The 12,414-nt window shown below is 70.3% G+C and carries 14 protein-coding genes; 7 read left to right on the top strand and 7 right to left on the bottom strand.

Features of this window, described 5'->3' with window-relative positions; translation table 11 throughout:
- On the bottom strand, window positions 1–744 hold the full coding sequence (gene eutC / locus AQJ46_RS33065) for an ethanolamine ammonia-lyase subunit EutC (protein WP_059209054.1): 744 nt from the start codon (window positions 742–744) through the stop codon (window positions 1–3).
- Entirely contained in the window at window positions 741–2,132 is a 1,392-nt protein-coding gene (locus tag AQJ46_RS33060) for an ethanolamine ammonia-lyase subunit EutB (protein WP_059209053.1), read from the bottom strand. Before AQJ46_RS33060 ends, eutC begins: the two co-directional genes overlap by 4 nt.
- Before the next feature lie 149 nt (window positions 2,133–2,281).
- Here AQJ46_RS33060 and AQJ46_RS33055 point away from each other — a divergent pair, with 149 nt between their 5' ends.
- Window positions 2,282–3,790 (top strand): APC family permease, encoded by a 1,509-nt coding sequence (locus AQJ46_RS33055; protein ID WP_059209052.1) that lies wholly within the window; start codon window positions 2,282–2,284, stop codon window positions 3,788–3,790.
- Here the strand turns inward: AQJ46_RS33055 and AQJ46_RS33050 are convergent.
- On the bottom strand, window positions 3,787–4,275 hold the full coding sequence (locus AQJ46_RS33050) for a GbsR/MarR family transcriptional regulator (RefSeq protein ID WP_059209226.1): 489 nt from the start codon (window positions 4,273–4,275) through the stop codon (window positions 3,787–3,789). The two genes, AQJ46_RS33055 and AQJ46_RS33050, sit on opposite strands and share 4 nt — an antisense overlap.
- Before the next feature lie 74 nt (window positions 4,276–4,349).
- Here AQJ46_RS33050 and AQJ46_RS33045 point away from each other — a divergent pair, with 74 nt between their 5' ends.
- The 3 genes from AQJ46_RS33045 to AQJ46_RS33035 are packed head-to-tail and all read left to right on the top strand — an operon-like array spanning window position 4,350 to window position 7,152.
- Window positions 4,350–5,246 (top strand): ABC transporter ATP-binding protein, encoded by an 897-nt coding sequence (locus tag AQJ46_RS33045; protein WP_059209051.1) that lies wholly within the window; start codon window positions 4,350–4,352, stop codon window positions 5,244–5,246.
- Window positions 5,243–6,841, top strand: a complete 1,599-nt coding sequence (locus AQJ46_RS33040) for an ABC transporter permease (RefSeq protein WP_059209050.1) — start codon at window positions 5,243–5,245, stop codon at window positions 6,839–6,841. Before AQJ46_RS33045 ends, AQJ46_RS33040 begins: the two co-directional genes overlap by 4 nt.
- 32 nt (window positions 6,842–6,873) lie before the next feature.
- Window positions 6,874–7,152, top strand: coding sequence for a hypothetical protein (locus AQJ46_RS33035; protein ID WP_059209049.1), 279 nt, complete (start codon window positions 6,874–6,876; stop codon window positions 7,150–7,152).
- Here AQJ46_RS33035 and AQJ46_RS33030 read toward each other — a convergent pair.
- The 4 genes from AQJ46_RS33030 to AQJ46_RS33015 all read right to left on the bottom strand — a co-directional run bounded on the left by AQJ46_RS33030 (window position 7,139) and on the right by AQJ46_RS33015 (window position 10,009).
- On the bottom strand, window positions 7,139–7,591 hold the full coding sequence (locus tag AQJ46_RS33030; RefSeq protein WP_059209048.1) for a DUF5707 domain-containing protein: 453 nt from the start codon (window positions 7,589–7,591) through the stop codon (window positions 7,139–7,141). The two genes, AQJ46_RS33035 and AQJ46_RS33030, sit on opposite strands and share 14 nt — an antisense overlap.
- Before the next feature lie 148 nt (window positions 7,592–7,739).
- Window positions 7,740–8,948, bottom strand: coding sequence for a cytochrome P450 (locus tag AQJ46_RS33025; RefSeq protein ID WP_059209047.1), 1,209 nt, complete (start codon window positions 8,946–8,948; stop codon window positions 7,740–7,742).
- Window positions 8,949–8,957: 9 nt separating this feature from the next.
- On the bottom strand, window positions 8,958–9,158 hold the full coding sequence (locus AQJ46_RS33020; RefSeq protein ID WP_059209046.1) for a DUF397 domain-containing protein: 201 nt from the start codon (window positions 9,156–9,158) through the stop codon (window positions 8,958–8,960).
- Window positions 9,158–10,009 (bottom strand): helix-turn-helix domain-containing protein, encoded by an 852-nt coding sequence (locus tag AQJ46_RS33015; protein WP_059209225.1) that lies wholly within the window; start codon window positions 10,007–10,009, stop codon window positions 9,158–9,160. The genes AQJ46_RS33020 and AQJ46_RS33015 overlap by 1 nt, the downstream gene beginning before the upstream one ends.
- A 226-nt stretch (window positions 10,010–10,235) precedes the next feature.
- Between AQJ46_RS33015 and AQJ46_RS33010 the strand changes: the two genes are divergently transcribed.
- From AQJ46_RS33010 to AQJ46_RS33000, 3 genes are all read left to right on the top strand, one after another.
- Window positions 10,236–10,640 (top strand): ATP-binding protein, encoded by a 405-nt coding sequence (locus AQJ46_RS33010; RefSeq protein ID WP_059209045.1) that lies wholly within the window; start codon window positions 10,236–10,238, stop codon window positions 10,638–10,640.
- A gap of 37 nt (window positions 10,641–10,677) precedes the next feature.
- Window positions 10,678–11,223, top strand: a complete 546-nt coding sequence (locus AQJ46_RS33005; RefSeq protein WP_225887450.1) for a hypothetical protein — start codon at window positions 10,678–10,680, stop codon at window positions 11,221–11,223.
- Window positions 11,224–11,317: 94 nt separating this feature from the next.
- Complete coding sequence (locus AQJ46_RS33000; protein ID WP_079072515.1) at window positions 11,318–12,397, top strand: DNA polymerase III subunit beta family protein; 1,080 nt, start codon at window positions 11,318–11,320, stop codon at window positions 12,395–12,397.
- The last annotated feature ends 17 nt before the right edge of the window (window positions 12,398–12,414 follow it).

Genomic DNA, 12,414 nt, shown 5'->3' with positions numbered 1-12,414 from the left:
CTACCCCGGCAGCGCGTCCGTCTCGTCCTTCAGGTTCACCCCGGTCAGGCCCAGCTGCCGGGCCCTCGTCATCAGCCCCGCCAGCTTTTCCGCCGCCCCCGTGTACGACAGGCCCAGCGGTGGGCGGATGTTGGACAGGCAGTTGCGGTCGGCGTCCGTCGTCACGCCCGGGGTGGGCCGGTATGTCAGATACGCGCCCAGGGAGTCCGCCGCCGACATACCGGGCCGTTCGCCGACCAGGACGACGACCATCGCGGCGCCCATCGCCTGCGCGACGTCGTCGCCGAGGGCCACCCGGGCCTGTTCGGCGAGGACGACGGGAGCGAGGTGCCAGTCCTCGAGGCGGGCCGCCGTCTCCCGCACCACCGCCGCCGCGTGCTCGTGCACCGCCCGGCTGGACAGCCCGTCGGCGACCACGAAGACCGCGTCCCACTCCCCCATGGGCAGATGAGCCCGGTCCGTGGGGTCGAGACGGCGGCCCAGGTCCGGTCGCTGGAGGTAGGTGAGCCGGTCCGGAGCCGAGCTGCGGACCCGTACCGTTGGCGTCCCGGCCAGCCCCGCCGCGATCACGTCGGGCTCGAACGGCGAGTGCACGGCGTCCCGGGCGGCCGCGTGCGCCGCCTGCAGTTCCAGGCGGTGCCGGGTGGGGAGGGCCGAGCCGGCGCGGCCGAGGCCGATGCGGGCCTGGGTGCGCTGCCGCAGCGACGACCACAACTCACTTGTCTGTACGGCCACTTCGCTCATGCCGCCAGTTCCTTCCCGATAGCCGTCAGCGGGTGGGCCGCTCCGGTGGTCTCGCGGATCCCGCCCTTCTCGTCCAGCAGCCCGATCGAGTCGAGCCAGGTCTCGAACTCCGGTGCCGGGCGCAGGCCCAGGACCTCCCGGAGGTACAGGGCGTCGTGGTACGAGGCGGACTGGTAGTTGAGCATGATGTCGTCGCCGCCCGGTGTGCAGATCACGAAGGACGCGCCGGCCACGCCGAGCATCGTGAGCATCGTGGCGATGTCGTCGTCGTCCGCGTCGGCGTGGTTGGTGTAGCAGATGTCCAGCCCCATGGGCAGGCCGAGGAGCTTGCCGCAGAAGTGGTCCTCCAGGGCGGCGCGCAGGATCTGCCGGCCGTCGTAGAGGTACTCCGGGCCGATGAAGCCGACGACCGTGTTCACGAGCAGCGGGTCGTAGCGCCGCGCCACCGCGTACGCCCGGGCCTCCACCGTCTGCTGGTCCACCCCGTGGTGCGCGCCCGCCGACAGGGCGCTGCCCTGCCCGGTCTCGAAGTACATGACGTTTTGGCCGACCGTGCCCCGCTCCAGGGCGAGCGCGGCCTCGTACGCCTCGTCGAGCAGCCCCAGCGTCACCCCGAAGGACGCGTTCGCCGCCTGGGTCCCCGCGATCGACTGGAAGACCAGGTCCACCGGGGCGCCCCGGGACATCAGGTCCACGCTCGTCGTGACATGGCACAGCACACAGGACTGGGTGGGGATCGCGTACCTCTGGATCACCCCGTCGAGCAGTTCCAGCAGGTCCCGTACGGCCTTGGGGCTGTCGGTCGCCGGGTTGATGCCGATCACCGCGTCGCCGGAGCCCAGCAGCAGTCCGTCGAGGAGGGCCGCCGCCACGCCCGCCGGGTCGTCGGTCGGGTGGTTGGGCTGGAGCCGGGTCGCCAGCCGTCCCGGCAGCCCGATCGTCGAGCGGAACGCGGTGACCACCCGCACCTTGCGGGCCACCGCGACCAGGTCCGCGTTGCCCATCAGCTTGGAGACCGCGGCGACCATCTCGGGCGTGAGCCCGGGCGCGAGGGCGGCCAGCGCCCCCGCGTCGGCTCCGGGAGACAGCAGCCACTCCCGGAACTCGCCCACCGTCAGCCCCGCCACCGGCGCGAAGGCGGCCGCGTCGTGCGTGTCGAGGATCAGCCGTGTCACGTCGTCCGTCTCGTACGGGATCAGCGGCTCGGCCAGGAACTCCGTGAGCGGCACGTCCGCCAGCGCCCAGCGCGCGGCCACCCGCTCCTGTTCGGAAGTGGCCGCGAGTCCCGCGAGCCGGTCGCCGGAGCGTTCGGGACTCGCGGAGGCGAGCAGACGGGCGAGGGTGTCGAAGCGGTGGTGTCGACCGCCGAGAACGGACGTGTAGCTCATGCCGACGACGCTACGAGCCGCGTGTTGCCGTCAGATTTCTAAAGGTCTGGTTGACAAACATTTAACGCCCCGAGACCCTTGCTCGACTTATTCGGTCTACAGAGTTCCGGTTCGGCACGTAGTGGACGGACAAGGAGAGGGGCCACCCGATGGCAGTGGACGAGGGAGTCGCCCCGGCGGCGAAGACGGACGAGGAAGGCACGGTTCACCGGCTGAAGCCCAACGCCATCGGCCTGCTCGGCGTGGTCTTCATGGCCGTGGCGACCGCCGCGCCGATCACCGCGATGACCGGCAACGTGCCCTTCATGGTGTCGGCGGGCAACGGCATCGGCGCGCCCGCGAGCTACCTCGTCGCAATGGTCGTCCTGGCAATCTTTTCCGTCGGCTTCACCTCAATGGCGAAGCACATCACCTCGACCGGCGCCTTCTACGGCTTCATCTCCTACGGCCTCGGCCGCACGGCGGGCCTCGCGTCGGGGCTGCTCGCCACCTTCGCGTACGTCGTCTTCGAGCCGGCGCTCATCGGCATCTTCTCGACGTTCGCGACGGGCACGCTGAAGGACCAGACCGGGGTGCACATCCCCTGGTGGGCGTTCGCGGTCCTGATGCTCGCGGTCAACGCGACGGGCACCTGGTTCGGTGTCTCGGTCGCCGAGAAGCTCCTCGTCGTACTCCTGGCCACCGAGGTGACGATCCTCGCCGCGATGGCGGTCTCGGTCGCCTTCCACGGCGGCGGCCCGGACGGCTTCAGTCTCGACCCGGTCAACCCGGTCAACGCCTTCAAGGGCACGTCCGCCGGCCTCGGCCTCTTCTTCGCCTTCTGGTCCTGGGTCGGCTTCGAGTCGACGGCGATGTACGGCGAGGAGTCCCGCAACCCGAAGAAGATCATCCCCAAGGCGACGATGATCTCCGTCCTGGGCGTCGGCGTCTTCTACGTCTTCGTCTCGTGGATGGCCATCTCGGGCACCGGCGAGTCCAAGGCCGTCGACGTCGCCACCGCCAACCCCCTGCAGCTCTTCTTCGGCCCGACCGAGCAGTACGTCGGCCACTGGGCGGTCGACGTCATGCAGTGGCTGATGATCACCGGCTCGCTGGCCTGCGGCATGGCCTTCCACAACTGCGCCGCCCGTTACATGTACGCGCTGGGCCGCGAGGGCGTCCTGCCCTCGCTGAAGCACACGGTCGGCCGCACCCACCCCCGGCACGGCTCTCCGCACGTCGCGGGCCTGGTGCAGACGATCGTCACCGCCGTACTCCTGCTGGCGTTCTGGGCGGCCGGCAAGGACCCGTACAGCGGCACCTACGTCCTGCTCGCCATCCTCGGCACCATGGCGATCCTGATCGTGCAGGCCGTGTGCTCCTTCGCGGTGCTGGCGTACTTCCGCACGCACCACCCGGAGAGCCGCCACTGGTTCCGGACCCTCACGGCCCCGCTGGTCGGCGGCATCGCGATGCTCGCCGTGGTCGTCCTGCTGATCTCCAACATGGGCGCGGCGGCCGGCACGGAGTCCGGTTCGCTGGTGCTGAAGGCCACGCCGTGGCTGGTGGCTGCCGTCGCGGCGCTGGGCATCGGGTACGCGCAGTACCTGAAGCGTCGGTCGCCCGAGCGGTATCTGCTGCTGGGGCGGACGGTGCTGGAGGAGACGAAGGAACGCTAGGTCCCGAACAGCTTCTCGCGGTGCACCCGCCACCGCTCCATCATGGCCGCGACCTCGCCCTCGACGAACTCGAAGAAGGCGAGCGTCTCGGCCATGCGGCGTCCTGCCGGGGTGTCGGCGCCGAGACTGCTCACACCCTCACGCAGCGCGCCCTCCCACCGCTTGATGAGGGCCTCGCGGTTGGTCAGGGCCTCGTACCACTGGTCGCCGTGCACCCGGTAGCGCTCCCGGCGTGAACCGGGCTCCCGCTCCCGCGAGACCATGTGCGTCTGCGCGAGATAGCGCACCGCCCCGGAGACCGCGGCCGGGCTGATCCGCAGTTGCTCCCCCAGTTCGGCCGCGGTCATCGTGCCCGCGTCGGAGGACAGGAGAGCGGCGAAGACCCGGGCCGGCATGCGCTGCATCCCGGCCTCGACGAGCTGGGCCGCGAAACTCTCCACGAAGTTCGAGACCGCCTCCGGGTCGCGCCGCGCCGCATCCGTCATGGTCACCACCCTAACGGGGCTTTATACGCTTCCTTAACTTCACAAAATTCTGAAGTAAGCGTACGTTCTGAAGAATGACGAAGGCAATCACCGTCTCCGGGCTCCACAAGTCGTTCGGCGGCACCCAGGCCCTCGACGGCCTCGACCTGGAGGTCACCACCGGCGAGGTGCACGGCTTCCTCGGACCCAACGGCGCCGGCAAGTCCACCACCCTCCGCGTCCTGCTCGGCCTGCTGCGCGCCGACTCCGGCGCCGCGCAGGTGCTCGGCCGCGACCCGTGGGCCGACGCGGTCGAGGTGCACCGCCGGATCGCCTACGTCCCCGGGGACGTGACGCTGTGGCGCAACCTCTCCGGCGGCGAGGTCATCGACCTCTACGGCCGGCTGCGCGGGGGCCTCGACGCCGGGAGGCGCGCCACCCTGATCGAACGCTTCGAGCTGGACCCCACCAAGAAGGGCCGCACCTACTCGAAGGGCAACCGCCAGAAGGTCGCCCTGGTCGCCGCGTTCGCCTCGGACGTGGACCTGCTGATCCTGGACGAGCCGACCTCGGGACTGGACCCCCTGATGGAGGAGGTCTTCCAGCGCTGTGTCGAGGAGGAGCGCGAGCGCGGCCGTACGGTCCTGCTGTCGTCCCACATCCTCAGCGAGGTCGAGGAGTTGTGCGACCGGGTGAGCATCATCCGGCGCGGCCGCACGGTCGAGACGGGCTCCCTCGCCGACCTGCGCCACCTGACCCGCACCAGCGTCACGGCCGAACTCGCGGGCACCCCCAACGGGTTGGCACATCTGCCGGGCGTCCACGACCTCGACGTCCAGGGCCACCGGGTCCGGCTGCAGGTGGACACGGACGGACTCGACGCGGTGCTACGGCAGTTGAGCGAGTCAGGAGTGCGCTCGCTGACGTCGACACCACCGACGCTGGAGGAACTGTTCCTGCGGCACTACCAGAACGAGGGGGCGACGTCATGACCTCCCTCGTCGGCACGGGCGTCCTGCTCCGTTTCAACCTGCGCCGCGACCGGCTGATGATCCCGGTGTGGGTGGCGGTGAACACCCTGATGGTCCTGTCCATGCCGAACACCCTCAAGGGCCTGTACGGCACCCAGGCCGAGCGCGCCGACCTGCTGGACCAGGTGGCCACCAACGCCTCCTTGCGCGCGCTGATCGGCCCCGTCTTCGACGACTCCCTCGGCGCCCTCACCGCCTGGCGCGTCGGCGTCTACGCGGGAGCGCTCGCCGCGGTCACCGGACTCCTGGTCGTCGTACGCCACACCCGTGACGAGGAGGAGACCGGCCGGCAGGAGCTGCTCTCCTCGGGCGTGGTGGGCCGGCGGGCCTCGCTGACGGCGGCGCTGCTGGCTGCGGCCGTGGCCGGCGGTGTGCTGGCCCTGCTGGTGACGGCGGGTCTGGCGGGCCAGGGAGTGGTGGGCGCGCTGGCGTTCGGCCTGGGGCTTGCCGCCGTGGGCATGCTCTTCGCCACGACGGCCGCGATCGTCGCGCAGCTGACGGAGAGCGCGCGGCTGGCGCGGGGCCTGACGGCAGGAGTGCTGGGCGTGGCCTTCGTGCTGAGGGCGTCGGGGGACTCGGCGTCCACTGGGGGCACCTCCCAGGCTTTCGGCTCTGGGGGAGGGTCGTCCGTCCTGACCTGGCTGTCGCCGCTCGGTTGGCTGTCGCAGTTGCGCCCCTTCGCCGCGGAACGCTGGTGGGTGCTGCTGCTGTTCGCGGCGGCGATCGCAGGCCAGGGGGCGCTGGCCTACGTACTGGCGGGCCGCAGGGACGTGGGCATGAGCTTCGTGCCGACGCGCCCGGGACCCCCTGTCGGCCGCCTGGGCACGGCGGGCGCCCTGGCCTGGCGGCTGCAGCGGGGCGCCGTGCTCGGCTGGTCGCTCGGCTTCTTCCTGGCCGGGGTGGTCTACGGCGGTCTGACGGACGGCGTGGCCGACCTGGTGGGCGACAACGAGAGGGCCCGCGAGATCTTCGAGCGGATGGGCGGACACTCCGGGATCACGGACGCCTTCCTCGCCTCGATGACCGGGATGCTGGGGCTGGTGGCCGCGCTGTACATCGTCGCGTCGGTGCTGCGGCTGCACGGCGAGGAGACGTCGATGCGGGCGGAACCGGTGCTGGCGAACGCGGTGGGCCGCCTGCGATGGGCGTCGGGCCATCTGGTGATCGCCTTCGGAGGCTCTGCGCTCATCATGCTGCTCGCTGGTCTCGGCTTCGCCGTGGGCTACGGCAAGCAGGTCGGCCCCGTCCTGGGCGCGTGCCTGGTGCAGGTGGCCGCGGTGTGGGTGGTCGGCGGACTGGCGGTCCTGCTGTACGGCCTGGCCCCGCGCGTCGCTCCCCTGGCCTGGGGAGTCGCCGGGGCGGTGCTGCTGATCGGCTGGGTCGGCCCGGCCCTCGACGTCCCGCAGGTGGTGCTGGACCTCTCCCCCTTCGGCCACCTGCCGAAGCTGCCGGGCGGGGACATGGAGTGGGGCCCGGTGCTGGTCCTGCTCGCGCTCGCGGCGGTCCTGGTGACCGGGGGCTTGGCGGGGTTGCGGCGCCGGGATCTGACGACCTGAACCGCAGGCCGGGAACGCTCGTCCCTTCAGACATGAAACGGCATGTGGACGGAGTGACCTGCGGGGGCTGTGCGCTGTCGGCGGCGGGGGCGACCGCGGCCCCGCTGCTGTGGCTGACCATGCCCCGCACCCAGCGCCACCTGGGCGGCGGCTTCGAGAACGAGGGCATGGACTTGACAGTCCTTTTCACGGAGTTGCCGTTCGTGGTGGTGGGGGGAGCGTTTCTGCCGCTCCTGGTCCTCACCCTGCTGGTACGGCTGGTGGGCCGGCGTCGGTCCGGGCCGCAGTGCGTCCGGATCAGGCCACCGTGAAGTCGGCCGCCTTGGTGTCGAGGGTCGTGTCGCCGTCCTTGGCGGTGACCAGGACGGCCACGTGCCACAGGCCCCGCGGGGAACCGTCGGCATCAGCGCGGGTGACGGGGACCTTGTAGGTGCACCGCTCGCTGTCCCCACCCGAGGGCTTGCAGACGGCCGACTCGACGGCGGCCATGTCCTTGGCCGTGAGCCCCTTCTTCGCGAAGGACGAGTTCGCCGGCCAGGCCAGCACCTTCACGCTCTTGACCTCGGAGGACGCCGTGACGTCGGTCGTGAAGGTCAACGAGCCGTCGCGGTCGGCGGCGGGAGCGGTGTAGCGGGCCGTGCTGTGCGCCAGCGCCGGCGACTGGTCCCCTGCGTAGGCGAGGGCGAAGGCACCGGCACCACCGAGGACGACGACACCGGCGGCAACAGACAGAACGATACGACGCGACATGAGAAATTCTCCTGCGAGGCTCAGTTGGATCCCAGTCGGCGCTCTTGGCGGCGCCGTGCGTCCAATACTGGCCGCGCGGCGAGCGCCGGGTATGAGCATGCGTACTCAACTGGAGCCTGAGTAACGGCCGTTGCGTCCTTGCACATACCTACGGGACGGTGTGGACGCGCAACCCCTCCAGCCCCCGGATCACGAAGTTCGGCTTGCGCTCCGGGTCCGCCGCCAGGGCGAGCGTCGGGGCCTTCTCCAGTACGGCCGTCATGGAGGCGGCCAGTTCGATACGGGCCAGGGGGGCGCCGATGCAGTAGTGGATGCCGGCGCTGAAGGAGATGTGCGGGTTGTCCGTGCGGGTGAGGTCAAGGCGCTCGGGGTTCTGGAACACCTCGGGGTCATGGTTGGCCGAGCCGAAGAGCAGGGCGATCTCGGCACCGCGCGGGATGGTCGTGCCGTCGATCTCGATGTCGTCCAGGACCCAGCGTTCGAAGAGCTGGAGGGGGGTGTCGTAGCGCATGAGCTCTTCGACGGCCTGGGGCACCAGGGAGTGGTCCGCGCGCACTGCGGCGAGCTGCTCCGGGTTGCGGAAGAGGGCGTACCAGCCGTTGACCGTGGAGTTCACGGTGGCTTCGTGACCGGCGTTGAGCAGCAGTACGGCCGTGGAGATCATCTCCTGCTCGGTGAGCCGCTCGCCCTCGTCGTGGGCGGCGATGAGCCCGGAGATGAGGTCGTCGCCGGGCTGCTTGCGCCGCTCGGCGATGAGTTCGCGGAGGTAGTCGGAGAACTCGACGGAGGCCCGCACCGCCCTTTCGGCCACGTCCTGCGGCGGGTTGAGCTCGTACATCCCGCAGATGTCGGCCGACCAGGGCCGCAGGGGCGCCCGGTCCTTCTCGGGGATCCCGAGCATCTCGGCGATCACCGCGACGGGGAGCGGCTCGGCGACATCGGTGAGCAGATCACCGCCGCCCTCCGCGACGAGCCGGTCCACCAGCTCACCGGCCAGCCTGGTCACATACGGCCTCAGCTGCTCGACCGTGCGTGGCGTGAACGCCTTCGACACCAGGCGCCGGATCCGGGTGTGGTCCGGAGGCTCCAGGTCGAGCATCCCGTGGTCGTTGAGCGTGTGGAACGGCTCGTGCGCGGCGGGCGGCGCGGTCCGCCCGAAGTCCTCGTGCGAGAACCGGTGCTGATACGTCCGCCCGAGCCTGCGGTCCCTGAGCAGCGCGGACACGTCCGCGTGGTGCGGGACGAGCCACTGGTTCGTGGGCTCGAAGTACTGCACACGGCCGTGGGCGCGGAGCTCGGCGTAAGCGGGGTAGGGGTCGGCGAGAAACGCCGGGTCCCAGGGATCGAAGGCTGCCATGCGGGGACGCTAGCCCGGGAGGCGACCTTCTGACCAGGGGTGTTCTTTCAGGTGGTCGATGAGGGCGGTGAAGGCGGGCGCCGGGAAGGAGAGGGTGGCCCGGGCGGGGGCCTTGGAGTCGCGGACGGCTATGCGGGGGCCCGCCTCCGCGATCTCGACGCAGGTGTCGCCCTCGCCGCCATCGGAGTACGTGGACTTACGCCAGTTCATCAGAGTTCCTTCGCCATGCGGTGGATGAAGTCGCGCGACGCGATCGGGTCCAGCGACGCGCTCTCGATCCTACGAATCAGCGCCCGCATTCGATCCAGCTGGATTTCGGCATCGATGAACGCGACGCCGGTGGGCGAGTCTCGCATGCCGGTGTCCAGCCGGGACACGGGACCTCCGGCATACATCATCGATGCCCCGGAACCGGCAAACCCGTCCTGATCAGTGGGGATGACGCGCACGGTGGCGCAGCCCCGCTCGACCATGGCCAGGATCTGCCGGAGTTGGGCACGCGACGACTCACGGTCCGCGACTCGAAGACGTAGCGCCATCTCATGGACGATCGCCTCGTAGGGAGTGGGGTTGTCTCCCTCGATGACCGCACGGCGCCTCATCCGGTACTCCACCTTCATGTCCACCTGGCTGTCGTGCAGCCCGGGGTTCATATAGGCGAATACGGCACGGGCGTAGTCCGGCGTCTGAAGCAGCCCGGGGACACGGGTGATGACGATGTCTCGCAGGTACGTCGCATGGTGCTCCACCTCTGCCACGTCCAGGTTCACCTGTGGCAGGACGTCCCGGTACTCCTCCCACCAGCCACGCGTGCGATCGGTCGCCATCGCCACCAGCGCCTCGACCAACGCGTCGTCCGTACAGGCGTAGTTGGAGGCGAGCCGGCGCACGCGCTTGGCGCTCACACCGACGGTGCCGGACTCGATCTGACTCATCTGGACGGAGTCGGCCTCCAGCAGCTCCGCCGCCTCCCGAGCCGTCAAGCCCGTCGCCTCGCGCAGTTTTCGCAGCTCAGCACCCAGTCTCACGCGCCGGGCCGTGAGATGCCTCTTCGGCGGCAACCGGTGCCTCCTCACTCCAACTCCCCCGCGAACGTCCCTCGTTCGAGCGTCAGAATACGGCAACGGCTTGCAATTTCCTAAGTATAGGAAATACCGTCGGTGACGCGACGCACACGCTGCGGAACCCCGGGGTACCGGAAGCGCACCGCCCCGCCCTGCCATGACGGGTGCGACACAGCCACCGCCCGACTCCCGCAACCCCCCACCACCCGAACGGAGTTGCCGCATGCCCGAGCCCTGGGAGTACGTGCTCCACATCCCCAACGACCCCCGAGCCGTCACCGTCAGCCGCCGCACACTCCGTCTGATCCTCACGATGCACGGCCTGATCACCCTGGTCGACACCGCAGAGCTCCTCGCCACCGAGCTGATCTCCAACGCCGTGCTGCACACCAAGGGCCCCGCCGCCCTACGCGTGCGCTGGTCGCCGCCGGGAACGCTCCGCCTCGGCGCGTGGGACGCGGACCCCGAGCCACCCGAGCCACCGAAACCGCTGCACCACCTCACCGACGCCGAGAACGGCCGCGGCCTCGCCCTGGTCCGCGCCTGCGCTGACGTATGGGGCTGGCAGCCCCTGTCCAGAAACGGCAACCGCGGCAAGTACGTGTGGTGCGAACTGGCCGCGGCATAAGTCCTCGCATGGCATGTCCATGCACCAGGATGTGTGCATGACGCAAAACAGCCGTGCTCTGCTCTCTCTCCTCCTGCTGCCGATCCTGCTCACAGGATGCGACGCGGACAAGGAGGACGGCACGGCACGGACAGCCGCCGGTCTCGACGCCGCCGCCAAGACCTGGGGCGTCGAACCGGAACTCGTCTATGTCACCGAGGTCTCCGGCTACACCGTCTTCCAGGCGTCGGTCGGCGAGTACGACGGCGAGTTCGTCGCCGCCTATCGGTCCAAGGATCGCGCCACCCGGTTCGGCCTCTTCGTGGATCAGGGCACGCTGACAGCCGAGAACTGCTCCGAGCAGCCGCTGGGCGAGGTGACGGCCAAGCGGGTCAGTTGTGAGCGCGACGGCGACGCCTGGTACCGCAAGGCGGGCGCTTCCCACGAATACGCGATACCCCGCGACGGCGTGGTGATCCGGCTCATCGCCGACACGGAAAAGGTCGACCGCGTCGTCCTTCGCGAGGCGGCCGAGGCGGTCCACCGCCCGGACGACGCCGAACTGGCCGCGCTCTTGCCGGCCACGAACGGCGCGGGCATCTGAACAGCTCCGCTGTCACCTCGCCCGGCGGTCCCCGCTGAGCCGGGTTGACCCTCGACCTTGTGCAGGGCCCAGAGTTCAGGGCGTGGAGAACGACATGCGCAGCATTGGCGAGATGGCTCGCGACAGCGGACTGGGCGTGAGCGCCCTGCGGTTCTACGACCGTGCCGGTGTGCTCGTGCCCGCCTGGGTGGATCCGGTGAGCGGTTATCGCTGGTACGAACCCGGGCAACTCGAAGAGGCCCGGCTACTGGCCCGCGTGCGCCGGGCCGGGATGCCGCTGGCGGACATCCGGCTGGTGCTGGCCAGTTGGTCCGGCACGGACACCGATCTGGTCCGGAAACTGCTCACGGCGCACCTGCGCCGCCTGGAGCTGGGGCTGTCCGACGCCCGCAGCGAGTTCTCCGCACTCCGAGCCCTACTCGATCAACGGGAGAACCTCATGACTTCGCTCCGTGTCGCCACCGTCCGGCTGACCATCGCGGCGCCCGAGCTGGCGGCCGCACTGGACACCGTCCGTTTCGCGGCGAGCACCGACCCGGAACTGCCGATGCTCGGCGGGGTCCTGTTCGACATCGAGGGCGAGAACCTCCACGTCGTGGCCACCGACCGGTACCGCCTGGCCGTCGCGAGGGCCGCCGTCGACGGGCACGACGGAGGCCGGGTGCAGGTCATCGTGCCCACCCCGCTCGCCGACGCGATGCGGGCGCTGCTGCACGGCGGGGAACCTGTCCGGCTCTCGCTCGACGGTGACCGCGTGACACTGGAGGCCGGGGACAGGCAGGCCGCCGGCCGGTGTCTCGACCACGACTTCCCCGACTACCGGCGTCTCCTCCCCCAGACCGGTGACCGCCGCGCCCTCGTCGAGGTCGCGGACTTCCGGAAGGCCCTGGAGACGGGTCCGGTCCGCAGCGACGAGACCGGAACGCATGACCTCAGCGTGCTCAGGGTGGAGAAGGACGGCACGGTGACCCTCTGCCCCGATGGCGACGACGGCGCCAACCGCGATCATGACCGCGTCGCGGTCAACCGCGAGTTCCTGCTGGACGCGCTGGCCGCCGGGGCCCGGGACCGTCTGGTCCTGGAGCTCACAGCCCCCACGGCGCCGATCGCGATCCGCCGCCCCGACGACGAGGGTGGCTTCTCGATCCTGATGCCGGTCCGCTTGGAGGACTGACGCCACGCCACGTCGCC

Origin of the sequence: Streptomyces canus, from assembly GCF_001514145.1 — a bacterium.
Taxonomy (GTDB): Bacteria; Actinomycetota; Actinomycetes; order Streptomycetales; family Streptomycetaceae; genus Streptomyces; species Streptomyces canus.
This window is presented reverse-complemented; position numbering and strand designations above follow the sequence as displayed.